General features: G+C 70.5%; 20 protein-coding genes and 1 pseudogene. 5 read left to right on the top strand and 16 right to left on the bottom strand.

Annotation, left to right across the window (positions count from 1 at the left end):
* Positions 1 to 19: 19 nt before the first annotated feature.
* The 6 genes from QE428_RS06905 to QE428_RS06880 all read right to left on the bottom strand — a co-directional run bounded on the left by QE428_RS06905 (position 20) and on the right by QE428_RS06880 (position 5877).
* On the bottom strand, positions 20 to 595 hold the full coding sequence (locus tag QE428_RS06905; RefSeq protein WP_133398718.1) for a TetR/AcrR family transcriptional regulator: 576 nt from the start codon (positions 593 to 595) through the stop codon (positions 20 to 22).
* The gene (locus QE428_RS06900) at positions 592 to 1383 is read right to left on the bottom strand and encodes a CoA ester lyase (RefSeq protein WP_307467375.1); all 792 of its coding nucleotides are present in this window, start codon (positions 1381 to 1383) and stop codon (positions 592 to 594) included. Before QE428_RS06900 ends, QE428_RS06905 begins: the two co-directional genes overlap by 4 nt.
* Positions 1380 to 1871 carry a MaoC family dehydratase gene (locus tag QE428_RS06895; RefSeq protein WP_307467372.1) on the bottom strand — a complete coding sequence of 164 codons (492 nt, stop codon included), beginning with the start codon at positions 1869 to 1871 and terminating at the stop codon, positions 1380 to 1382. Before QE428_RS06895 ends, QE428_RS06900 begins: the two co-directional genes overlap by 4 nt.
* Positions 1868 to 3829, bottom strand: a complete 1962-nt coding sequence (locus tag QE428_RS06890) for an acetyl-CoA carboxylase biotin carboxylase subunit (protein WP_307467369.1) — start codon at positions 3827 to 3829, stop codon at positions 1868 to 1870. Before QE428_RS06890 ends, QE428_RS06895 begins: the two co-directional genes overlap by 4 nt.
* Positions 3829 to 5391, bottom strand: a complete 1563-nt coding sequence (locus QE428_RS06885) for a carboxyl transferase domain-containing protein (protein WP_307467367.1) — start codon at positions 5389 to 5391, stop codon at positions 3829 to 3831. The genes QE428_RS06890 and QE428_RS06885 overlap by 1 nt, the downstream gene beginning before the upstream one ends.
* A 90-nt stretch (positions 5392 to 5481) precedes the next feature.
* A complete protein-coding gene (locus QE428_RS06880; RefSeq protein ID WP_091359095.1) occupies positions 5482 to 5877 on the bottom strand; it encodes a polyketide cyclase in 396 nt (131 codons plus the stop codon).
* Between the two features lie 58 nt (positions 5878 to 5935).
* On the opposite strand from QE428_RS06880, the gene QE428_RS06875 reads away from it, so the two are divergent.
* A complete protein-coding gene (locus QE428_RS06875; protein ID WP_307467361.1) occupies positions 5936 to 6511 on the top strand; it encodes a nitroreductase family protein in 576 nt (191 codons plus the stop codon).
* Positions 6512 to 6521: 10 nt separating this feature from the next.
* Here QE428_RS06875 and QE428_RS06870 read toward each other — a convergent pair whose 3' ends face one another.
* The 4 genes from QE428_RS06870 to QE428_RS06855 all read right to left on the bottom strand — a co-directional run bounded on the left by QE428_RS06870 (position 6522) and on the right by QE428_RS06855 (position 9850).
* Positions 6522 to 7628 (bottom strand): acyl-CoA desaturase, encoded by a 1107-nt coding sequence (locus tag QE428_RS06870; RefSeq protein WP_133399346.1) that lies wholly within the window; start codon positions 7626 to 7628, stop codon positions 6522 to 6524.
* 155 nt (positions 7629 to 7783) lie between these two features.
* Positions 7784 to 8764 carry a cation diffusion facilitator family transporter gene (locus tag QE428_RS06865; protein WP_307467359.1) on the bottom strand — a complete coding sequence of 327 codons (981 nt, stop codon included), beginning with the start codon at positions 8762 to 8764 and terminating at the stop codon, positions 7784 to 7786.
* Positions 8761 to 9249, bottom strand: coding sequence for a transporter substrate-binding domain-containing protein (locus tag QE428_RS06860; protein WP_307467356.1), 489 nt, complete (start codon positions 9247 to 9249; stop codon positions 8761 to 8763). Before QE428_RS06860 ends, QE428_RS06865 begins: the two co-directional genes overlap by 4 nt.
* 61 nt (positions 9250 to 9310) lie before the next feature.
* Complete coding sequence (locus tag QE428_RS06855) at positions 9311 to 9850, bottom strand: YaeQ family protein (protein WP_307467353.1); 540 nt, start codon at positions 9848 to 9850, stop codon at positions 9311 to 9313.
* A gap of 90 nt (positions 9851 to 9940) precedes the next feature.
* Here QE428_RS06855 and QE428_RS06850 point away from each other — a divergent pair, with 90 nt between their 5' ends.
* On the top strand, positions 9941 to 10312 hold the full coding sequence (locus QE428_RS06850; protein ID WP_307467350.1) for a hypothetical protein: 372 nt from the start codon (positions 9941 to 9943) through the stop codon (positions 10310 to 10312).
* Positions 10309 to 11136: a hypothetical protein gene (locus tag QE428_RS06845; protein ID WP_307467347.1), complete on the top strand. Its 828-nt coding sequence runs from the start codon at positions 10309 to 10311 to the stop codon at positions 11134 to 11136. The genes QE428_RS06850 and QE428_RS06845 overlap by 4 nt, the downstream gene beginning before the upstream one ends.
* Here the strand turns inward: QE428_RS06845 and QE428_RS06840 are convergent.
* Entirely contained in the window at positions 11097 to 12113 is a 1017-nt protein-coding gene (locus QE428_RS06840) for an isoprenylcysteine carboxylmethyltransferase family protein (RefSeq protein ID WP_307467344.1), read from the bottom strand. The genes QE428_RS06845 and QE428_RS06840 overlap by 40 nt on opposite strands.
* Positions 12041 to 12343, bottom strand: coding sequence for a DUF1540 domain-containing protein (locus QE428_RS06835; protein WP_091359073.1), 303 nt, complete (start codon positions 12341 to 12343; stop codon positions 12041 to 12043). Before QE428_RS06835 ends, QE428_RS06840 begins: the two co-directional genes overlap by 73 nt.
* 384 nt (positions 12344 to 12727) lie before the next feature.
* On the opposite strand from QE428_RS06835, the gene QE428_RS06830 reads away from it, so the two are divergent.
* Complete coding sequence (locus tag QE428_RS06830) at positions 12728 to 15190, top strand: helix-turn-helix transcriptional regulator (RefSeq protein ID WP_307467336.1); 2463 nt, start codon at positions 12728 to 12730, stop codon at positions 15188 to 15190.
* 302 nt (positions 15191 to 15492) lie between these two features.
* Here the strand turns inward: QE428_RS06830 and QE428_RS06825 are convergent, their stop codons facing one another.
* Together QE428_RS06825 and QE428_RS06820 are read right to left on the bottom strand one after the other, a co-directional pair.
* On the bottom strand, positions 15493 to 17172 hold the full coding sequence (locus QE428_RS06825; RefSeq protein ID WP_307467333.1) for a DUF4012 domain-containing protein: 1680 nt from the start codon (positions 17170 to 17172) through the stop codon (positions 15493 to 15495).
* Positions 17169 to 17903 carry an LPXTG cell wall anchor domain-containing protein gene (locus QE428_RS06820; protein ID WP_091359061.1) on the bottom strand — a complete coding sequence of 245 codons (735 nt, stop codon included), beginning with the start codon at positions 17901 to 17903 and terminating at the stop codon, positions 17169 to 17171. Before QE428_RS06820 ends, QE428_RS06825 begins: the two co-directional genes overlap by 4 nt.
* A gap of 755 nt (positions 17904 to 18658) precedes the next feature.
* Between QE428_RS06820 and QE428_RS06815 the strand changes: the two genes are divergently transcribed.
* The gene (locus QE428_RS06815) at positions 18659 to 19303 is read left to right on the top strand and encodes a WecB/TagA/CpsF family glycosyltransferase (RefSeq protein WP_231916522.1); all 645 of its coding nucleotides are present in this window, start codon (positions 18659 to 18661) and stop codon (positions 19301 to 19303) included.
* Between the two features lie 156 nt (positions 19304 to 19459).
* On the opposite strand, the gene QE428_RS06810 is transcribed toward QE428_RS06815, so the two are convergent.
* Both QE428_RS06810 and QE428_RS06805 read right to left on the bottom strand, forming a co-directional pair.
* Positions 19460 to 20638 carry a DegT/DnrJ/EryC1/StrS aminotransferase family protein gene (locus QE428_RS06810; protein ID WP_133398732.1) on the bottom strand — a complete coding sequence of 393 codons (1179 nt, stop codon included), beginning with the start codon at positions 20636 to 20638 and terminating at the stop codon, positions 19460 to 19462.
* A gap of 63 nt (positions 20639 to 20701) precedes the next feature.
* Positions 20702 to 21767, bottom strand: a pseudogene (locus tag QE428_RS06805) (Gfo/Idh/MocA family protein).
* Between the last annotated feature and the right edge of the window lie 272 nt (positions 21768 to 22039).

Raw genomic sequence — 22039 nt, 5'->3', positions numbered from 1 at the left:
CCTGTCATCGCGGCGCGCGTCAGTCGTCGAGCAGTGCGCGGCGGGCCATCCCGGCCAGGATCCCGCCCGCCCGCTCGCCGCTGGGCGCGGCCGAGTGCGGGGTCGAGTTCAACAGCCCGAACGCGGCGAGCAGCCGGGTCTCGCGCTCGGCGTCGTCGAGGTCCGGCCGGAGCGCGGCGAGCGGCCGATCCCATTCCCGGACGTACTCGCGCTGCAGCCGGCGCACCCGCTGGTTGACGTCCGCGGGGAGGTTCGCCAGCTCGCGATCCTGCACGCGGATGACGTCGGCGTCGCTCGTGGCGAAATCGAGGTGGAAGGCGATGAGCGCGTCGAAGACCTCCCGCGGCCCGCCGCCGGACGACGTGAGCCCTCGCCCACCCTCGAGCAGTCGTTCGCTCGCATCGACCAGCAGGTCGCACAGCAGCGCCTCCTTGCTCGCGAAGTGCCGGTACAGCGCGGGGCCGCTCATCCCGACCGCATCGCCGAGGTCTCCGGTCGACACGGCCGCGAACCCGCGCTCCGCGAACAGCCGCGCCGCCGAGGTCATGAGCTCCGCGCGGCGGTTCGCCTTCTGCGTCGCCCGCCAGGTGGTCATCGCGACAGCGCCCGCCGCGCCTGCCGCAGCACCGGCTCGTCGATCATCTGCCCGCGGAACCGGAACACCCCGGGCTGCCGCGTCGCCTCGTCGAGCACGGCCTCGGCCCACTCGACTTCCTCGGGCGTCGCCGCGTACGCGCGGCGGATCACCTCGACCTGGGACGGATGGATGCAGGCGGTCGCCGCGAACCCGGAGGCCGCGGCATCCCGCGCCTCGTCCTCGAGCCCGGCGGTGTCGGCGATGTCGAGGTGGACCGCGTCGATCGCATCGATCCCGGCAGCGGCCGCGGCGATCAGCACGCGCGAGCGGGCGTAGCGCGCGACGTCGCGGTACCGGCCGTCCTCGAAGCGGCTCGAGCGCCCGCCGATCCCGGCGACGAGGTCCTCGGCGCCCCACATGAGCCCCTCGACGAGCGGATGCCGCGCCAGCTCGCCCGCGTTCTCGACACCGCGCGGCGTCTCGCACAGCGCGATGACCCGGTACCCGTCGAGCCCGTCGACCTCGGCGGTCTCCTCGGCCTTCGCGAGCATCAACCGGCGGAACCCCGTGCCCTGCAGCGCCGCCAGGTCGCGCTCGAGTTCGGGAGTGGATGCCGGATTCACGCGCACGATCACGCGCGCCGCGTCGACGTCCGCCGCGGCGAGCGCCTCGCGGGCGCCGGCTTTCTCGGCCGGCGCGACGGCGTCCTCGAGGTCGAGGATCACGGCATCGGCCACGGCGAGCGCCTTCGCGTACCGCTCGGGTCGGTCGGCAGGGCAGAACAGCAGCGCAGGGCCCAGGCTCATGCCGGCGCTCCCGGCGACATCCGCATGAGGGTCGAGCGGCGGGCAGTCGCGACGACCTGGTCGTGCTGATTGCGCATCATGTGCACGAACTCGACGACGCCCTGGCCCGGCCGCGAGCGCGATTCCCGCTTCGAGGCGACGACGGTCTCGGCGTAGAGCGTGTCGCCGTGGCGGACGGGCGCCGGGAAGCTCACCTCCGAGAAGCCGAGGTTCGCGACGATCGTCCCCTGCGTGAGCTGCGCGACCGACAGCCCGACGAGGGTCGACAGGGTGAACATGCTGTTGACCAGCCGGTCGCCGAACTCGGTCTGCTCCGACCACGCGGCGTCCAGGTGCAGCGACTGCGTGTTCATCGTGAGCGTCGTGAACAGCACGTTGTCGGCCTCGGTCACGGTACGGCCCGGGCTGTGGACGTAGACCGCGCCCTCCTCGAGCTCGTCGAAGTACAGCCCGCGCTGCACGATGCGCCGCGGGGTCTCCTCGCTCATGCGTCCTCCTCCGGGGTCGGGGTCACGACGGCCAGGGTCTGCCCGCGGCCGACGCTGTCGCCGGTCGCGACGCGCAGCGCCACGGTGCCCGCGACCTCCGCTCTCACCACATGTTCCATCTTCATCGCTTCGACGACCACCACCGCGTCACCGGCGGCGACCTCGGCCCCGTCGGCGACCGAGGTCATCACGACCACACCGGGCATGGGCGAGACGAGTTCGGGCACGGCCGACGCGTCCGCGTCGCGGCGATGGTCGAGCCGCACGCGCCGCACCTCGTACGCGCGTTCGCCCGTCGAGAACCAGACGATGTCGCCGTCGACCGCCGCGACGAGCGAGACATTCCGGTCGCCGATCCGCACGACGACCCGGTCCCCGGCAGGACGGACGGATGCCGGGGCCGCCGCGCCGTCGACGATCACCCCCTCGCCGACCAGCTCCACGGTCCGCTCCTGCCCGCCGGACACGAGCCGGTACCGGCGCGGCGCGGGCGGGCCCAGACGCCAGCCGTCCGCGCGCCGCCACGGATCGCCGGTGCGCGGGACCGCGGCATCCATCAGCACGGCGGCTTCGGCGAAGGGGGCCTCGCCGTCGGCGGCGACGAGCCCGTCGAGCTCCCGCGCGATGAGCCCCGTGTCGACATCACCGGCGGCGACCGCGGGCAGCTCGAGCAGCGCCCGCAGGAACGGGATGTTCGTCTCGAACCCGAGCACGGCGGTATCGCCGAGCGCCGCGACGAGCCGGCGCCGCGCCTCGTCGCGGGTGGCACCCGTCGCGATGACCTTCGCGAGCATCGGGTCGTAGTCGACCGAGACGTCGAGTCCGTCGGCGAGGGCACTGTCGACCCGGATGCCGGGGCCCACCGGGTGCACGACCCGCACGACGCGCCCGCCGGTCGGCAGGAAGCCCGCCGCGGGATCCTCCGCGTACACCCGCGCCTCGATGCTGTGCCCCGTGAGCACGACGTCGTCCTGCCCGAACCCGAGCGCCTCCCCCGCGGCGATCCGCAGCTGCGCCGCGACGAGGTCGATGCCGGTGACCTCCTCGGTGACGGGGTGCTCGACCTGCAGGCGGGTGTTCATCTCCATGAAGAAGAACTCGTCGGGGCGGTCCGCCGCCACGATGAACTCGACCGTCCCCGCACCTCGGTAGCCGACGCTCCGCGCGGTCTCGCACGCGGCCTGCCCGATGCGCGCGCGGGTCGCCTCGTCGAGCAGCGGCGACGGCGCCTCTTCGATGACCTTCTGGTGCCGACGCTGCAGCGAGCACTCCCGCTCGCCCAGGTGCACGACGTTGCCGTGCGCATCGGCGAGCACCTGCACCTCGATGTGCCGCGGGGTGTTGACGTAGCGCTCGAGGAACAGGGTGTCGTCGCCGAAGCTCGCGCCCGCTTCGCGCCGGGCGGCGGCGAGCGCGGCCGGGAGGGCCGCGGCATCCGTCACGACGTGCATCCCCTTGCCGCCGCCGCCCGCGGACGGCTTGATGAGCAGCGGATAGCCGACCTCGGGCGCCGCGGCGATGAGTTCGTCGTCGGCCATACCGGCTCGCGCGACGCCGGGCACCGTGGGTACGCCGCGCGCTTCGACGGCGTGCTTCGCGGCGATCTTGTCGCCCATCGTGCGGATCGCGTCGGCGCTCGGCCCGATGAACACGATCCCGGCCCGCTCGCACGCCGCCGCGAAGGCGGTGTTCTCGGACAGGAACCCGTAACCGGGGTGGATCGCCTCGGCCCCCGTCGCTCCGGCCACGGCGATCACCGCGTCGATGTCGAGGTAGCTCTGCGCGGCGGGCGCGGGCCCGAGCCGCACGGCCTCGTCGGCGAGCGCGACGTGGCGGGCACCGGCATCCGCGTCGCTGTAGACGGCGACCGAGCGGATGCCGAGCTCCCGCAGTGTGCGGATGACGCGGCAGGCGATCTCGCCGCGGTTCGCGACCAGGACGGCGGAGAACATGCGCATCACATCCGGAAGACGCCGTAGCCCGGCGCATCGAAGGGGGCCCGCAGGCAGACGTCGAGCGCGAGGCCGAGGGCGTCGCGGGTCTCGGCGGGGGCGAGGATGCCGTCGTCCCAGAGGCGCGCGGTCGAGTAGTACGGGCTGCCCTGCGCCTCGTACTGCGCACGGATCGGCGCCTGGAACGCCGCCTCGTCGTCCACCGACCACTCCTCACCGCGCGCTTCGATCTGCTCGCGGCGGACGGTGGAGAGGACGGATGCCGCCTGCGGACCGCCCATGACCGACACCCGCGCTCCCGGCCACAGCCACAGGAACCGCGGCGAGTAGGCACGGCCGCACATCGAGTACGTGCCAGCGCCGAACGACCCGCCGACGACGACGGTGAGCTTGGGCACCGAGGCGCACGCCACGGCGTTCACCATCTTCGCGCCGTGCTTGGCGATGCCGGCCGACTCGTACTCGCGGCCGACCATGAATCCGGTGATGTTCTGCAGGAACACGAGCGGGATGCCGCGTTGATCGCACAGCTCGATGAAGTGCGCACCCTTCAGCGCCGACTCCCCGAACAGGACGCCGTTGTTCGCGAGGATGCCGACGCGGTGCCCGTGCAGGCGGGCGAAGCCGGTGACGAGCGTCTCGCCGTACTCCCGTTTGAACTCGTGCCAGCTGCCCGCGTCGACGAGCCGATCGACGATCGCTCGGGCGTCGTAGGGCGTCGTGAGTTCCACGGGCACGACATCGACGAGGGTCGTCGGATCCGCCGCCGGTGCCGTCACGGGCTCGGGCTGCTCGCGAAGCGGCGCCGGAGCCGGCAGCGTCGCGACGATGTCGCGGACGATCTGCAGCGCGTGCTCGTCGTTCTCGGCGAGGTGGTCCGTGACGCCCGATACCTTCGTGTGCAGGTCGCCGCCCCCGAGGTCCTCGGCCGAGACGACCTCGCCCGTCGCCGCCTTCACGAGCGGCGGGCCGCCGAGGAAGATCGTGCCCTGATTCCGGACGATGACCGTCTCGTCGCTCATGGCCGGCACGTACGCGCCGCCGGCGGTCGACGACCCGAGGACGGCTGCGATCTGCGGGATGCCGTCTCGAGACATCCGTGCCTGGTTGTAGAAGATGCGCCCGAAATGGTCGCGGTCGGGGAAGACCTCGTCCTGCATCGGCAGGAACGCACCGCCCGAGTCGACGAGGTACACGCACGGCAGGCGGTTCTCGGTGGCGATCTCCTGCGCACGGAGGTGCTTCTTGACGGTGATCGGGTAGTACGTGCCGCCCTTCACCGTCGCGTCGTTGGCGACGACCATGACATGCCGGCCGTGGATCAGTCCGATGCCAGCGACGACACCACCCGAGGGGCAGTCGTCCTCGTACAGGTCGAGCCCGGCGAGCGCGCCGACCTCGAGGAAGGGACTGCCGACGTCGAGCAGGGTGTCGATGCGGTCTCGGGCGAGGAGTTTGCCGCGCGCCGTGTGCCGCTCGCGCGCCCGCTCGGGCCCGCCGCGTGCCGCCTCGGCGCGACGGCGCTCGAGGTCGGCGACCAGATCGGGATACGTCGTGGGGGCTGTCATCGTCGACGGCACCTCCGGAAGAGTGCGTCAGTTATCGATTGATAACTCAGACGAACGATAACACCGCCGCCGCGCCGCGGGAAGAGCCGGTCAGCCCTCCAGGATCGCGCGCAGGGCCTCGAGGTCCGCCTCGATCGCGGCGGCATCCTCGGCGAACTCCACGTCCGTGACGCCGTCGCGACGGAAGAGCGTGAAGACCACCTCGCTCCCGGCGTCGTTGCGCAGCACGCGCAGCGGATTGTGCACGACCGTCCCGTCGGGGAGGGCCACATCGTGATCGAGCACGCCCGCCTCGACCGGCCCCGGGAACGACACCTCGATGTCGCCCATCGGCGATTCCGCGAGCCAGCGACCGCCCTCGTTCCGGATGCCGCTGCTCAATCCCGCGGCCCAGCGCGGCAGGTTCGCGGGGTCACCCGCGAAGGCGATCACGTCGCGAGGCGGAGACTCGATCGTGCGAGACAGGTGATGCGCGGTCCAGGTCATGACCGGGACGCTACTCCGCCTCGGCGACACCCGCCTCGGAAGCGACGAGGATGGAGGGATGGCGACGTTCGACGATCCGGTCCTCCAGGCGATGGCGATGCGACGGTCGCTCGCGAAGGTGGGCCCGGGTGCCCCCACCGATGACGAACTGCGCGAATTGCTCGCGGCGGTCACGCCGGTGGCAGACCACAAAGCCCTCCGACCCTGGCGGCTGCTCATCCTGCGCGGTGACGACCGTACTCGCCTGGGCGATGCGCTGGACGCCGCCACCGGAACCGAGCGCGAGCCCGGCGAACGCAACGGGAAGCCGTTCCGCGCGGACCTGCTGATCGCCGTCGTCGCGAGCCCGAAGAATCACCCGGCCGTTCCCGTCTGGGAACAGCATGCGACCGCCGCCGGCGCCGCGCATCTGCTCGAGCTCGCCCTCTGGCGGGCCGGGTGGGGCGTCATGTGGCGGACGGGTCTGGTCGTGAACTCGCCCGAGGTCCGCGCACTGCACGGCGTCGCCGACCACGAACTGCTCATGGGGTGGCTCTACGTCGGCAGCGTCGACGCAGAGCTCCGCGCCAGAATCGACGACGCGCCGAGGAAGACGCTCGATCCCGAACCCTTCCTCGGCGCGCTCCCGGGCTGATCCCGGTCGGTCAGCCGCGGCGCATCGTCGCGGTCATCGGGCAGTCGAACGGATCGCGCGCGGCGAGGCCCACGCGGTTCAGGTACTCGATGACGATGGCGTACGACCGCCCGAGGCTCGTCTCGGTGTACGGAACGCCGAGCGTCGCGCAATGCTCGCGCACGATCGCGCGCGCCTTCGACAGGTGCGGACGGGGCATGTTCGGGAACAGGTGGTGCTCCACCTGGTAGTTCAGACCGCCCATGAGCCAGGTCGCCCACCAGCCGCCGCGGATGTTGCGGGAGGTGCGCACCTGCTTGCTGAAGAAGTCGAGCTTCGCGTCGGGGGCGATGACCGGCATCCCCTTGTGGTTCGGGGCGAAAGACGCACCCATGTACACACCGAAGACGGCGAGCTGCACACCGACGAAGGCGAACGCCATGCCGAGAGGCAGGAGCAGGAAGACCGGGACGAGGACCACGGCGAGGCGGACGACGATCATGCCGATCTCGAGCCAGCGCGCCTTCACGTCCTTCTCGGTGAAGAGGTACTTCAGGCCGAGGTAATGCAGATTGAGACCCTCGAGGGTCAGGAGGGGGAAGAACAACCAACCCTGGCGCTTCGTGATCTCGCGTCGCAGGCCGCGAGCCGATGCGGCATCCGTCTCGAGGAACGAGATCGTGTCGATCTCGATGTCGGGATCCTTGCCGACGCGGTTGGGATTCGCGTGGTGGCGCGTGTGCTTACCGGTCCACCAGGCGTAGCTGATGCCGACGACGCCGGCCGCGAGGATGCGTGCCAGGCGGTCGTTGGCAGGACCGGAGCTCAGGATCTGACGGTGCGCCGCCTCGTGGGCGAGGAAGGCGGCCTGCGTGAAGATGATGCCGAGGGCGCCCGCCATGAGCAGCTGGAACCAGCTATCGCCGAGGAGGATGAAGCCGGTGACCGCACCGCCGAAGGCCAGGGTCAGAGCGATGCCGACCATGAGGTAGAAGACGGACGTGCGCTGCAGCAGTCCCGTCTCGCGGACGATGCGCGAGACGTCGGTGAACGCCTTCGTCATCGGGGGGAACTGCGTTGTTCCGGAGTACGTCTGACGGACGGGACCGAGACGCGACTCGGTGATGGTGGAAGCGATAGAAGCACCTGCTCGAGATCGGGTGTCCGCCGCGGCGGAGAGGAGCGAGCAGCGTATGCCGATCACGTGAAGGCCACGCTACGGGGAGGTGCATCGCTGTGGCGGCATGCATCGGCGATGCCCACGCGACTGCCAGGGCCTGCCCAGGCTCGGGGCTAGCTCTCGCCCGATCGCGCGGACGCCGTTTCGGGGAACTTCTGCACCGGGACGATGACGACGTCGTGCATCTTCCAGTCCAGCTCACGGCACTCGGCGCTCGCCCGCTCGAGCTGGGAGAGGCGCGGCATCCGCCCCTTGCGCGGCCTGACGAAAGCCTCGACGTGGAAGAACTGGCCCTGGTCGCGGGTACGGGTGCGCACCTCGTCCACCCATCCGAGCGACGACAGGTGATCGTGGATCCGGTCGATGTCGGGATGCGGCTCCACGTCGTCGAAGGTCGTGGCACGGGTGTCCATCAGGTCGGTGATCGAGCCCTTCGTGTTCTTCACCCCGTCCCACAGGATGCTGCCCGAGATGAAGATCGCAGCCGCGGCATCCGCCCACCAGAGTCCCAGCCCGATGCCGCCGACACCGACGATCGAGCCGACCGCCGTCATCCAGTCGGCCTTGTTCATGTCGGCATCGGCGTAGAGGACCTTGTTGTGCAGCTGGCGCGCCAGCCGCATCTTCACGCGGCCGAACCAGATGGGGAGCGGGATCGTCGCCGCCATGACGGCCATCATGAACCAGCCGAGCCACACCGACTGTCCGAAGATCTCGACCGAGCCGATCGGCGGACGCTCGCCGCGGACGAGGGTCGACGCGGACTCGATCAGCAGGAACGCGCCCATGGTGAGCAGCGCGACCCCCGCCACCAGGTGAGCGACGCCCACCGAACGGAAGTATCCGTAGGGGTAGCGCGGGGTCGCCGCTCGCGACATCACCCTCACGGCGACCAGGAACGCGATCGGCGGGGCGAGCGAGAGCACGTCCTCGATCCATGCGGCGCGCATCGCCTGCGAGCTGCCGGTGACGATGCCGACGACCGGGATGGTGACGGCGAGGAAGGCGATCGTCGCCCACTCCATCCGCACGGCTCGGCGAAGCGCCTTCCGACCGGCGTCGTCGAGTCCCTGCTGCAAGGCGGTCCGCGTCATCGCCGGCCCTCCTCACGCAGGAAGACCTCGAGGTCCATGAGGAACCCGTTCTCCCCGGCGCGGGTGAGCATGACGTGCTTCTCGGTCTCGCCCGACGCACGCGTCACCTCGCGGTACACGTCGCTGACCGCGGCCTTGTCGACCCACGGCGTCGTGTCGGTGAGTCCACCCACGACGATGTCCAGCTCGCCCGCATGAAGGGCGTCGACGAGGACCTCCTCGGTCCCCTCCCGCCAGCGGACATCCGCACCGTGCCCGGCCGCGTACTCCTCGACCAGGGCGACCTCCGTCCCCGACGGCTGATCACCGAGTTCGGTCCAGGGTGGATTCTCGGTCACGCCCACTCGCAGGACACCGCCCTCCGCGATGCGCTCGAGGGTGCTGTCGGCATCGGCGGGACGGACCCCGCAGCCGACCAGACCGAGTCCGACGATGAGGGATGCGGCTGCAGCCGCTCGCACGCGACGTGACATGGGAACCTCCATCGGCACCCTATGAACGGGACGGATCCTCCCCCGCCGGGGTTGACAGCTCCCTCGGGTCGCCTCAGCCGACCCGCTGCTCCTCGATCGGCGAGGACGACGAGCGCCCGTTGACGTCGAGGTACAGCTGCCGCTCGGTGACGGACACCGTGATCACGTTGCGTCGTTCGAGAGCGGATGCCGCATCCTCGACGAAGTCGCGGTCGAAGCTGAACAGCGGGATGTCAGCCGCGCGATGGATGGTCTTGCCCGCCCACGCCTGTGCGAGCCGGTTCGGCTCCCGCTGCGTGTACACGGCCACCCGATCGGCCGCCTTGCTGCCGGCGTGGAGGCGCGCGGCATCCGGTGCACCCACCTCGATCCACGCGGTGAGCCGACCCGTCGCATCGCGCACGAGGACGGCGGGCTCGTCCGTCGCCGAGATCCCCTCGCTGAAGGCGATCCCCTCCTCGTACTCCAGGGCGTACGCGAGCACCCGCAGGAGGACGTTCGCGGCCGTCTCGGATGCGTGTCGCGCGAGACGCAGGGAAAGCTCCTCATACACGCCGCGATCGACGTCGGCGAGCTGCACGGTGAATGTGTGCATCGTGGATCCGATGGCCATCCTCCGAGCCTAGGCGGGGGATGCCGCACCCAGACGCACGGGTCATAATGGTCGCACCCCATCCGATGCACTCAGTCAGGGAGTCGTGTCATGCCCTTCCACAGCAAGGAGATGCTCGAGCAGTGGCTCGAGGAGTTCGCCGCGCTGGGCTACTCGATCAGTGATCGCGTGAAGGTCATCCCGCAGGACGGTGCCGATGGCCTCGACACCGGGCTCATCTCGCTGAACCTGCTGGACTCGATGACCCTCACCTACATCCAGCCCGAGCCGCTGGGCTCCGTCCACTGGGGCATCACGTTCGAAGCGCGCGACGTCGACCTCAAGCTGAACCCCGGGCGCACACTCGAGCTCTCGAGCGAACTCGCGATGGTGTCGATCCTCTGCACGTTCTTGCAGACCAAGTCCCTCGCCGAAGTCGAAGCGGTGGCCGGCACCGTCGAATCCGGATCGCTCGGTCTGTGATGGACGGCGACCTGCAGGCCGAACTGCGCGAACTGCAGGCGAGGGCATACGGACCCGGTGGTGGCCTCGGCGACGACCCCGTTGCGCGACGGCGTCTGAACGAGCTGGAATCTCGGGCCCGTGCCGAGCAGCGCCACCCTCGGATCGTCGACCAGGTTCCTGCGCCGACGCGCACTGCAGCGGTGAGTCCGGCGGCGCCTATGCAGCTCCCGCCGGCCCCGACGGTACCCGCCGCGGTCGCCGCCACCGCCCGAGCCGCGCAGCGCAGTGCCGCGCCCCCGTCCGGGGGCTCACGGAAACGTCGGCTCCTGACGGGCATCGCGTGGGCCGGATCGCTCGCGATGGTCGCGACCGTCGCGGTGGGCATCACCGCAGCCGCCAATGCACGGGTGAGCGGTGCGGGCGCGCCGACCACGTCCGGCGCCGCCATCACCCACGTGACGACACTCTCGCTCGACCCCGACCGCGCCTGGCCGGAAGTGCTCAGCGCTCCACCCTCGGACGGGCGCATCTACGCGGCCCTCGCCGGAATGACCCCCATCGTGGCTCAGTACGACACCGGGTACGGGGACAAGGCACAGTGCATCCAGGTCCTCCCGGACGAGGCCTGGAGCGCATCCCCCGAGGACGGCTGGTCGGGTGCCTGGTACACCAGTTGCGCTGCAGAGCCGTTCGCTCCGGCGGCGAGCGTCATCGTGTCGGACGAGACGCCGGCCGAGCTCCGCGAGCGGTTCCCGGAGGGCACCCGCCTGCAGTTCGTGCTCGGCGACGGCGTCGTCGAGGTCTACTCGGCCGACGCTCCCACCGGCGAAGCGACGGGTTGATCGAGAGGGACGGGCGTCAGGCGCGGCATCCAGCACCGCACCCGATCCCGGTAGCGGCGGAACTCTTCGCCGAATCGCGCCTCGAGGTCGCGCTCCTCGAGCGGGCGGATCGCGCCGTTCCACACCACTGATCCGCACACCGCATAGATCACGACGATCCACGACGAGAGCATCACCCCGACGGCGATGCCCTGCGTGATCCCCGCGACCGCCATCGGATTCCGGACGAACCGGTAGGGGCCGCGGATCACCAGTCGTCGCGCCGTCGCGATCGGAAGCGGAGTGCCGTCCCCGTGCGCGGACATGACGGCACCGGACCACAGCCCCGCAGCGCTGGCGGCGACGAACAGGACGGCCCCGCCGATGCGCACCCCGGCGGGAACCGGGACGTGCAGCATCCACCGCGTCTCGACCCAGACCAGCAACGCCGGAACGGCCCCGAGCGCGAGGCCCCAGAAGACGACGATCTGCCCTGCCGTCGCGCCGACATGGCGCCTCGTCGGCAGACCGGCCTTCGCGGGACGGATGCGGAAGGGTCCGACCATGAGCCAGTGCGTGGGCGCGGAACCGTGCAGGATCACGACGCAGGCGAGGACGGATGCCGCCGATGCCGCCGTCATGAGAACGGCTCCCCACCCCGCCGTCATGGTCACGAGCGCAAAGACACCGAGGAATGTCGTGACGCCGATGGTCCACGCCGTCGCGACGATCACGGCGATCCGCTGTCCGGTCGCTGCGATCGCCGATGCGACGACGAACAGCGGCACGTCCCACAGGGCCATCGCGACGGGGTCGATCGTCGCGAGCGTCGCCTCGCGGACGACGGGCACCGTGAAGACGGCGACCCACCACAGCGCTCCTGCTGCCGCCTGGAGTGCGAAGTAGGTGCGCGCGACGGCGGGGGTCAGGCGGCCTGGTAGGTGAGGCAGTCCGCCGACTCCGCTCCGGGTCCGACGCGCACCGCGGTCGCGGTGCACTCGAGCGACGAGTTGAAGACGCACTCCGACCGCTGGCACGCGCCGACGTGGCTGACGACCTTGTCGAGGCCGCCCTTCGTGCCGAGCGGGATGAAGGTCGCGCACTCGGCGTCGCCGGGAGCACCACCGATGGTGACGGCGGCGGCGTGACAGTGCGAGTGGTCGTTGTACGAACAGCCGAGGGCGTTGCACTCGGACACGCGGGGCAGGTCGTCGAGAGTCATGCTCATGAGAGCCTCCTTCAGGGGTCGTGCCTCGAGAGTACGCGCCGAACCCCGCGGTTCGGACAGCCTAAGTTCCGTCTTTCTCCCCGGTCAGATCGGGAAAGTTCGGTAAGGTGAGCCTGACCTTCGTACGGCGCCGTAGCGCTCCGCGGAAGAACTCTGCTACCACACAATCCACCGGTTTCACATCTGCTCCCGCGCAGACCCTGGGCGGTGGTACATTTCCGAGAATCTCGCCGCGGGTGGGAAACCCCGGGTCGGACCCGAAACTCGACACGGGCGTCGAGGGGACGGTTCGACGTAGGCGCGTCGGATCAGAGGGTCAGCCGGCTGGACGTCGAAACGTCGCGCCGGATGGCCGCTCGTCCCGTCCAGAGGAAGGGGAACGCGATGGCACTCGCAGCGATGTCCGCCGACCTCCCCCCTTCGCTTCTGCTGTGGCCTCAACTCGCGTTGGCCCACGTCGAAGAAGAGCTGAGCGCCGAGACACGTCCTGCGCGGTTGGTGGTGGTCGGCGCCGCGGGCTCCGGCAAGAGCCCCCTCCTCGACGAGATCGCCCTGCGGGTCACCCACGTCGAGCACACCCTCTTCGTGGACGATGCGCACCTTCTGACCGATGACCAGGTCCGCGTCCTCGACCGGCATCTCGACGACCCTGGCGCAGGACTCATCATCGGCTGCCGACCGTGGCCGTGGACTCCGGCGCTGACGGCCCTCATCCGCCGCATCGAGCAGTCCCGACCGGCCTTGGCGGTGGGACAGGTCGACACCGAGGACGTCGTCCGAGCCGTCGAGCGTGCCGGCCGGTCGATCGACACGGGGTGCATCGGAGCGATCGTCCGAATGTCGGCATCCGTTACCTGGCTCGTGCAGCAAGCACTGGCGGCCCACGGTGACGGATACTGCAGCGACCCCTCGCACGAGCGCATCATCCGTGCCGTCGGAGAGGTGATCGCTTTGCGGATCGACACACTCGAACCATCCGTCGCCGCCGTCGTCCGCCGCGCGAGTCTCGGCGGTGACGAAGACCTGCCCGCTGCGAGCGACGAGGCCGTCGCCACGGCGCTCGCCATCGGACACGCCGAAGGACTCCTCCTGCGGGGAGGTCGCCCGGTGCCCATCGTCCGCACGACCGTCACCCGGACGACGCCCGTCTCCCAGCTGATCGAGGCGATGGACACATCGGCGATTCCCTCTCTCGACGCCGAGGTGGCATCATCACTCGGCCACCACGTCGACGCCCGCCTCGCTCGGGTCCTCCAGGCTCACGCAGACCAGGCCGCCACCCACGACCTGGGTCGGGCCACCGAACTCTACGATGCCGCACTGGCAGCAGGGGCGGATCCGAACCGCATCGCGCTCCGGAAAGCGCGCATGGCGTGGGACCGAGGCGACATCGACGAGGCTGCCTCCTTGGTCGACGAGGTGGCGCTGTCGGCGACAGGCGACGATCACAGCGAAGCGCTGCGCATCCTCGGCTCCGCCTGGAGTGCGCGCGGATTCCTCCGCGCCAGCGCGATGACCTACCGCGCACAGCCCGGTGACGACTTCCTTCTGCACGCGCAGGGCGCCGTGGCCTCGTTCGGCACAGGCGACCCGGCTCCCCTGCTCGCCGCGGTCGAACGCCTGAACGCCGGAACCGGAGGCGTCCCGACGACGCTGAGGGTGGCGCACGCCAAATTGATGCGGGGTCTGGCGGCGTCGCTCAGCTGGCCGTCGGGCGGCGCGTTCGACGAACTCGTGCGCGCCAGCGAGACCTACGGGGACTCGGCGGAGGACGGCCCGGTGCCCGAACTGCCGGCAGTGATCGCCGCGATCGGGGCGATCAACCTCGGGGAACTGCAGACCGCCGCGACCCTCCTCGGTGACGCGTTGATGGACGACCACGGCGGCCCCTGGGCGCGCTCGAGGCTCCTTCTCTGGGCCGCCTGGGTCGCGGTGCACCGGCAGCATCCGGAGGAGTCGGTCGCCCGCCTGGCCGACGTCGACGCGTCGTTCCTGCCGCTCAGCAGCCGCGAGATCCTCATCCGGGATGCCGTCATGCTCGCCCATGTGCGCCGCTACGGTTCGATCGACGAGCTTCGCGCACTGTGGATGCGGGTGCGAGACGATGTCCGTCACGTCGAGCCGGACCTCTTCCTCCTCCACCCTCTGCGGGAGTTCATCGAGACAGCCCCGGTGTTCGATGACTCCGAGCGCGTCGCGCCCGCGCTCGACGCCCTGAACGGCATCCTCCACGGACTCGGTAACCCGCTGATGTGGTCGGTTCCGCTGACCTGGTCGTCCTTCCAGCGCGCACTGCTCGCGCGGGACTCGCACAGCCAGGCGCAGACGGTGCGGGCCCTCGCCACCGTCGCGCGCGAGTCGCGACTGGCGGGGGCGCTGTCGGCGGCCGCCACCGAATGGTCTCGGAACCGGGTCGACGAGGGCGCCGCGGAACGCGTCGAAGATGTGGCGTCTCGCCTGGCCGAGATGGGCCTCGGGTGGGAGGGTGCGCGACTGGCGATCGCTTTGTCGGAACGCTCCCGCGATCGCCGCACAGGTACTCGGCTTGCCGCGTTCGCGCGGACGTTGCACCCGAACGCGGCCCCGGGGACGACGAGCGACGATGTCGCGCTCGGGGACAGCGGGCTCCTGAGCGCGCGCGAGCGCGAGGTCGCCGCCCTCGTCCTCAGCGGCATGACCTATGCCGAGATCGGCGAGGCCATCTTCATGTCGCCGCGAACGGCCGAGCACCACATCGCGCGCATCCGCCGCCGCCTCGGTGCGACATCCCGCACAGACCTGATCGCCAAACTCCAGGCGATCGTCGGCACCGAAGAAGGCGGCGCGGACAGCACCGCGGGACGCTGAGGGACGGCCACGAAGGGGCGGACCCCCTCGGGCCAGTTCAGTGGGGACTGCGGCGTGAGGGGGTCCGCGAAGCCATCCGGGACGCCAGAGACGAACACGTTTGGGGACAATGCGCGTCGAGACCGTTTGGGGAACGGCCTGGCAGCCGTAGGGGGATGGCCCTCCAATGCTAAAGGAAAGCTCGCTCTTTCCGGATACAGATCCGAGAAATCTTGAGGTGAGTGACCTCACCTCACGCCGCGGGACACTCCATCGCCGACGACGCGACCTCGACCCGCTTCAACAGGGGCGTGTGGAGGAGCTCAGGTACTGCCGCGTCGGGCGGGACGTCCGGTCCGGCGATGAACCGGAAAAGTCAGGACGTGCGAGCCCCCCGGTTCGACGTCGACGCGCCGGGTGACGAGGATGCGGCCGCCGTCATCGGCGTCCACGGATGCCGACGGTGCGCCGTCGAGCGACACCCCACCCGCGTACCACCCCGGCGGCGTGACGACCGTCAGTGTCGGCGAGATATGGCCGGCGGCGACACCGTAGAAGCCACCCCCGGTGACGCTGACCGGCAGGATCGCGGCATCCCGGTTCGTCAAAGAGTTGGCGAGGGAGACCTCCACCTCGACCTCGCGGAGACCGTCGGCTCGACACACCCCCGAGCGCGTCGCGAGTCCGACCGTCAGGTAGGGGGTGAGCTTTCCGCCTGTCGCGTCGTTGAAGTACGCCGCGAAGGCGTTCGGGCCGGCGGCATCCTGCCTCGCGAGCGGACCGGCCAGAGCGGTGCCGGCGAGGACCGTCTGCTCGTCGGAATGCCGGCTCCACACCGAGATCCGTCCCTCGTCGACCGCTCCCACGAGCCCGGGGATCATTGCGGCGGGGCGGGCCCGTTCAGTGAGAGCAGTGAAGACGGCAGCCGCGGCATCCGAGAACAGACGCCCTTGTGCGTCCTGGTCGAGCGTGCGGTACGGCTCGACCAGGAGGCGATCGATGACGTTCTTCTGATCCAGGACGCCGACCGGCGTCTCGACCGGGCCGATGGCTCCGAGGATCGCCGAGAGGACGACGGGGTCCATCGAGACCACGACGTCCGGTACGGCCTCGCCCGACTTCTGCCACCACGCCGACGCGAGCTCGGCGGTCACCCGGAAGTCGGAGGTCATCGACGCGTTCTGCACGTAGCGACCGATTCCGTCGCCCAGAGAGCGCACCTCCGCGGCGGGCACCGTCGTCAGAGGGGCCGCGACCGGCGAGAACTGGGACGAGTCGCGCTGAGCCCCGAGTGACAGAACCCCGTCGCGGGCCCGCAGTTCGAGGAAAGTGCCCGTGATCCCGCCGCCGGTGCGCAGCTCTGCGGTGTTCTGGAGGACGACCAGGATGCGGCGGTCCCCCTCGGCACCGAGGATCGCGGGCACCAGGTCCGCCGCCTGCGAGGCACCGTCCGTCAGCGGCTGGAGCGCGTCGACCGCGTCGACGACACGGCCGACGCCGCCCGCCAGCTGCGGCACAAGGGCGTTCCGATCGATATCGACGAGGTCGTCCGCAACGTGGTCGCGCGACGCCGCCGCACGGGCGAGGGAGGGAGCCGCGTGTCGCAGGACGCGGACCGCGGCCTCGGCGTCGGCACCCTCGAGGTCCCGCGCCGTGTCGAGTACGGCGGGGGCGACGCCGTCCGCGACGTCGACGACCGCGGTGGCGGCTCGTCGTGCGGCGGAGAGGTTCGGCCCGATACCCGGAAGGGCCTCGGCGGCGAACCACAGCGGGTCGTCCGGGATCTCGTGCGAGATCCCGTCGACGAGCCGGTCGGCCGCAGCTTTCGCGCCCTCGATGTCACCCGAACCGACGGCCTCGGCCGCGAGCGCGGCATCGTCGCCCGCGGCATCAAGCGCCTCTGCGAGATCCCAGGCCGACCGACCGACGTGCACGGCCGCGGCCGCGGTTCCGATGAGGAGGAGTGCGCCGGCGACCAGAACGAGTCGACGGCGCCTTCTCACGATTCGACCCGGCGGCGACGACGCGAGACGAGGACGGCACCCGCGACGACCGCGGCGGTCCCCCCGACGGCAGCAGCGACAGGCCACTGGCCGCCCGTCTGCGGCAAGCCGCCGGAGACGCCGCCCGACGCGACGCCGACAGGCGTCGCACAGTCGTCGGAGTACCCCGGGTAGGCGAGCGGGACGTCGATACTGTCATCCCCGACCCGCAACTGGGCGGTCACGTCTCCGGTAGTCCAGGCCGCGGCATCGTTGCGCGGCTCCCACCCATCACCGGACCGCACCCAGCCCGGCAGAGCCTCGACGGTGCCGTCGCTCGCAACCTCGACACCGGGCCAGAGGATGCTGCCGGAGCCTTCACCCGAGGCATCCACTCGGAGCGGTACGGCGATCTCCTGCCCGTTGCCCCGGATCACGAGCTCGGCGGTCGGTGTCGACGGCGCGGCCGCGACGACCGCGGCCCGGACCGTCGACAGTGCAGCCAGAGCGGTCGACACCGTCACCGGGCCCGTCGACAGGCTGCCCGCGGACGCCGTCGCGGCGACGCGCACGATCGAGTAGCCGATCGTCGGCGCCTCATTCACGCACAGTGCCTGCACGACAGAGCCGTCGAGCCCGTCCTCGGGCGGGCTGCTCGGGACGTACGATCCGTCCGCGGCGTACGCCGACGTCGAGCCGGCTCCTGCGATGACAGCGACCACGATCGCGGCACGCCAGATGTTCCCCCACATGTCAGCCTCCCCAAAGGCATTTCGAGATCACGCCTCAGGCAGGCGCGCTCGATGTACAGGCGCCACGTTATCCCCGATCCGGCGGATGGGCCTCCCGTGTTTCTCCCGGAACCCCTAATCGGACCCCCTAGCTGTCCCCCAATTGGGGGACAAGCAGATTAGGTTTGTCCCCCTATTGGTGGACGCCCGACTCGGCTGTAGCGTTCGGATATCGCCGCCGTCGAGGCTTTGGGGAGTCGAAACGGCACACGGCGGAGCAGAGGAAGTGGCGCGAGCTTGGGGGCCGTAACCATGTCTGCCTGGGCTCTTCGTACGTCTTCGTTCGCGCAACGAACACGTACGAAGAGCCCACATACCGCGCGACGTCGGGGGCGCCGCGCGGCGGTCGCTGAGCGACCAGGGGGAGAGAGTGCGGTGACCGAGAGGGTCGGCTCACCGCGCAGACGCCGACGGGGACCGGCGTCAGTAAAAGGGGACGGCGGATCGGTTCCGCACTGGGGCACAGGTCAGGGGCCGGTCGTTAATCGGGGGGATGGAACGTTCATGGGGACAGAACGGAACACGAGTGCGCGCCGACTTCGTCGCGCACTCGGCGCAGGACAGCTCTGCGCCGCAGGCCTATCGGTGCTGCGAACGCGGCGGGGGGTCTGATGGCCATTCGCACGGTGACTTCACCGATACGGACTGATGCCCACCTCACCGATGCATCGGGCGCGTGCGACCACATCGCCGCCACGATCCATGATCGTCATCTCTTGCCGCTCGCCGTGGTCCCGGCGACGCTCGACCATTATCCGACCGCATCTCCTGCGGGAGGCATCCGGCACCTGACCCTCGTCGACGACGGGCCGATGACGTCGCGCGCGCGGCGAGCAGCGGGAGCGGATCGGCCGCGGTGGCACGGCAGCGATCTGATCGGCGGCGTCCTGGACCGCGCGAGCGCCCAGCGCTGGCGCGTGGCGGTGGTGGGTGGAACCCCCGACATGCGCGAGACACTCCACCGGCGTGTGATGGCCGGCTGGCCCGGTGTCGCACTTATCGGCCACTGGACGCCGACGCCTGAACAGGTCTCGTCTCCGGGCGCGTCCGCGGAGATTGCGGAGCAGCTCCGGCACACCGACACCGACCTCGTGATCGTCTGCGTCGATCGTGCCTCGCAGGAGCCGTGGATCGAGACGTTCGGCGAAGCCACGGGCGCACGCGTGCTGCTGGCTGCCGACACGGTGATGGATTTTCTGACAGGTCGAGTCGTGCGCGTCCCCCGGTGGGTCGGACGAGCCGGACTCGACAAGATGTGGCGGCTCATGCTCGAGCCGAAGCGATCAGCGACGCGGGGCCTCATCGAGGAACCGCAGGCCTCTCTGGCCGACCGCCGGTCCTCGGCTCATCACGATGCATGATCCGTCACCCGCACGCGGGCACGGCCGGACCTCCCCCCGTCCGTCCGTGCCCGCCTGATGGGTCGTTGAGGACCTATCCGGCGCCCGCCTGAGCGGATCCCTACGCGCACAGTCGCGCGACAGGGCCATCCGCTCGTCAGCGGAGAACGCAGGTGCTCAGCGAACGATCTCCGCCGCCGTCGCAACCGCACGCCGGGTCCCGGTCAGGAGCGCGATGACGCGACCCTGCTCCGCATCCGTGAGCGCATGGTGGACCGGGAGGACGAGCGTGCCGTCCGTCAATCGGTCGGTCCCGGGCAAGCCCTCCGGCGGAGTGAGCGAACGGTACGGCGCCTGCCGGTGCGCGGCCGGCGTGCCGCGGCGCGCGAACACCCCTGCGTCGTGGAGCGCCGCGAGCAGCTGGTCGCGCTCGAGCGGATAGACCCGCTCGACCTCGACCCAGAGGTCGAGGTCGTTGCCGGTACCCCACGCAGGATCGGCGACGAGACGGAGGCCGGGGACGCCCTGCAGCTCCCGGCGATAACGATCGGCGATCTCGCGTCGCCGACGAAGGATCGCGGGAAGCCTCATGAGCTGCACGAGACCCACCGCGGCCTGCAGATCGGTCATCCGGCAGTCCCAGCCCACTTCCACGTACTCCTCGGCCGGCGGGGGCAGGACATCGCCGCCATCCTGCGCGGCAGCGTCCTTCGCGTGCCCGCGCAGACGCCTCGCTCGCGTGGCCCACCGCGCGTGGCTCGTCGAGAGCATGCCACCCTCCCCGGTGGTGAGGAGGGAACGGTCGCTGAACGACCAGGCCGTGACCTCGGCCGTGGCTCCCACCGGCCGCGCGCGATAGGTCGATCCCGCGGCGCACGCGGCGTCCTCGATCACGATGATCCCGAGCGGATCCGTCACATCGCGGATGTCCTCCAGATCGACGGGGATTCCCGCATGATCGACGACGACGACCGCCGTCGTGACCGGAGTGAGAACGCTCTCGATGGTCGCCCCCGTGACGGTGCCGGTGTGCGGATCGACATCGGCGAAGACGGGCGTCGCACCGACGTGCCGCACGGCGTTCGCCGTGGCGATGAAGGCCAAGGACGGAACGACGACGTCGTCGCCGGGTCGCACGCCCGCCACGATCAGCGCCAGCTGCAGCGCAGCACTCCCGCTGGCGACGGCCACGGCATAGGGCGCCCTCATGACACGGGCGAACTCCTCCTCGAAGCGGGCGACCGTCAGCCCCTCTGCGATCCATCCTCCGGCGACGACGCGAGCGACCGCCTCAGCCTCCTCCGGACCGAGGCAGGGAACCATGACCTCGATGATCGACTCAGCCACGATCGTCATCCCGCACGAGGCCCGTGCCTGCAGCTCGACCGGCGACCGGGATACCGGTCGCGCGGCTCGTGGTCATGCCGCGACCCCGGCCGAGCGGCGCGCAAGCCGCAGGGGCTGCGGCACACCGTACGCAGCCAGGCTCCGGGCCGCGGCATCCAGGATCGACAGAACGCGCAAGCCCGCCGCCCCGCTCGTGCGCGGCGCGCGCTTCTCACGGATCGCCGAGGCGAATTCCGAGACCACGGCACCGAGGGCTTCCCGCTCCTCGACAGCCTGTGCGCGGATGCCTCCGATGCGGAATGTGTCGGCGGCACGACGGTCGCGCGCGGTCGCACGCGAGATCGACGAGACGTCGACCCCCGGGTCGTAGACGCTGAGACGCTGTTCCGGATCGAGGTCGTCCCAGACGAGCGTGTGGCGCGTCCCGCCGATCACCATCCGACGGGTGCGGGTGGGACTCAGCCAGTTGACGTGCACGTGCGCCATCGCTCCCCCGTCGAGGGGCATCGAAAGATGGCCGATGCACGATTTGCCGGTGTTCGTCGGATCGGATCCGTGCGCTGCCACCGAGGTCGCCTGCAGGCCGCCGGGCAGGATGAAGTCCATGATCGACAGCTCGTGAGGCGCGAGATCCCAGAACACGTCGACGTCGGGCTGTGTGAGGCCGAAGTTGATGCGCACACTGTCGATGAAGAGGATGTCGCCGAGCGCACCGCCGGCGATCAGCTCGCGCATCTTCATCACGGCCGGTGTGTAGCACTGGGTGTGGTCGGTCATCAGCACGAGGCTGCGTTCGGATGCCCGGCGCACCATCTCGGCGCCGCGTTTCTGCGTGTCGGCCAGGGGCTTCTCGACCATGACGTGCTTGCCCGCGTCGAGAGCCGCCATGGCGATCCCGTGGTGCGTGGCGGCAGGGGGTGGCGATGGCTATCGCATCGACGAGCGGATCCGCGAGCACCGACCCGACCTCTGACGTGACCGGGGCCCCTCCCACCGCATCAGCCACCCGACGCGCACGATCGATGTCGACGTCGCAGATGGCAGCGAGGTTCCACTCCCGATTGGCGCGCAGATTGCGCGCCAATTGAGGCCCCCAGTACCCCGCACCGATGACGGCGATGTTCAATTTCCTGCTCACGTGTGTCCCCCCACATTTCCCCAAGTCGTGCACGCTCCCCAAGAGCGTCCCCTCGCGGCTCACGCCGCAGCCCGGACAGCGCCGTCGCCGGTGCCGTCTCCGAGCCTTGTCATCGCGGGGGTTCGGGCCCCCGCCGCAAAGTCATCCGTCGGCGCGCGGGTCGCATCGCCAGGCGCCGATAGGTGCTGTTCGGAGCCCGGCGCGGATCGGATGGGCACGAGAACGATCGGCGCGCAGATGGGCACGAGAACGATCGGCGCACCGATACGCTC

Source organism: Microbacterium sp. SORGH_AS_0505 (genome assembly GCF_030818715.1).
In the GTDB taxonomy this organism is placed as follows: domain Bacteria; phylum Actinomycetota; class Actinomycetes; order Actinomycetales; family Microbacteriaceae; genus Microbacterium.
Note: the sequence above shows the minus strand (reverse complement) of the source record. Positions and strands in the feature narration are given on the sequence as shown.

Coding starts and splice junctions, on each gene's coding strand:
- QE428_RS06905 (WP_133398718.1), bottom strand. CDS start 595: ATGACCACCTGGCGGGCGACGCAGAAGGCGAACCGCCGCGCGGAGCTC.
- QE428_RS06900 (WP_307467375.1), bottom strand. CDS start 1,383: ATGAGCCTGGGCCCTGCGCTGCTGTTCTGCCCTGCCGACCGACCCGAG.
- QE428_RS06895 (WP_307467372.1), bottom strand. CDS start 1,871: ATGAGCGAGGAGACCCCGCGGCGCATCGTGCAGCGCGGGCTGTACTTC.
- QE428_RS06890 (WP_307467369.1), bottom strand. CDS start 3,829: ATGCGCATGTTCTCCGCCGTCCTGGTCGCGAACCGCGGCGAGATCGCC.
- QE428_RS06885 (WP_307467367.1), bottom strand. CDS start 5,391: ATGACAGCCCCCACGACGTATCCCGATCTGGTCGCCGACCTCGAGCGC.
- QE428_RS06880 (WP_091359095.1), bottom strand. CDS start 5,877: ATGACCTGGACCGCGCATCACCTGTCTCGCACGATCGAGTCTCCGCCT.
- QE428_RS06875 (WP_307467361.1), top strand. CDS start 5,936: ATGGCGACGTTCGACGATCCGGTCCTCCAGGCGATGGCGATGCGACGG.
- QE428_RS06865 (WP_307467359.1), bottom strand. CDS start 8,764: ATGACGCGGACCGCCTTGCAGCAGGGACTCGACGACGCCGGTCGGAAG.
- QE428_RS06860 (WP_307467356.1), bottom strand. CDS start 9,249: ATGGAGGTTCCCATGTCACGTCGCGTGCGAGCGGCTGCAGCCGCATCC.
- QE428_RS06855 (WP_307467353.1), bottom strand. CDS start 9,850: ATGGCCATCGGATCCACGATGCACACATTCACCGTGCAGCTCGCCGAC.
- QE428_RS06850 (WP_307467350.1), top strand. CDS start 9,941: ATGCCCTTCCACAGCAAGGAGATGCTCGAGCAGTGGCTCGAGGAGTTC.
- QE428_RS06835 (WP_091359073.1), bottom strand. CDS start 12,343: ATGAGCATGACTCTCGACGACCTGCCCCGCGTGTCCGAGTGCAACGCC.
- QE428_RS06830 (WP_307467336.1), top strand. CDS start 12,728: ATGGCACTCGCAGCGATGTCCGCCGACCTCCCCCCTTCGCTTCTGCTG.
- QE428_RS06820 (WP_091359061.1), bottom strand. CDS start 17,903: ATGTGGGGGAACATCTGGCGTGCCGCGATCGTGGTCGCTGTCATCGCA.
- QE428_RS06810 (WP_133398732.1), bottom strand. CDS start 20,638: ATGACGATCGTGGCTGAGTCGATCATCGAGGTCATGGTTCCCTGCCTC.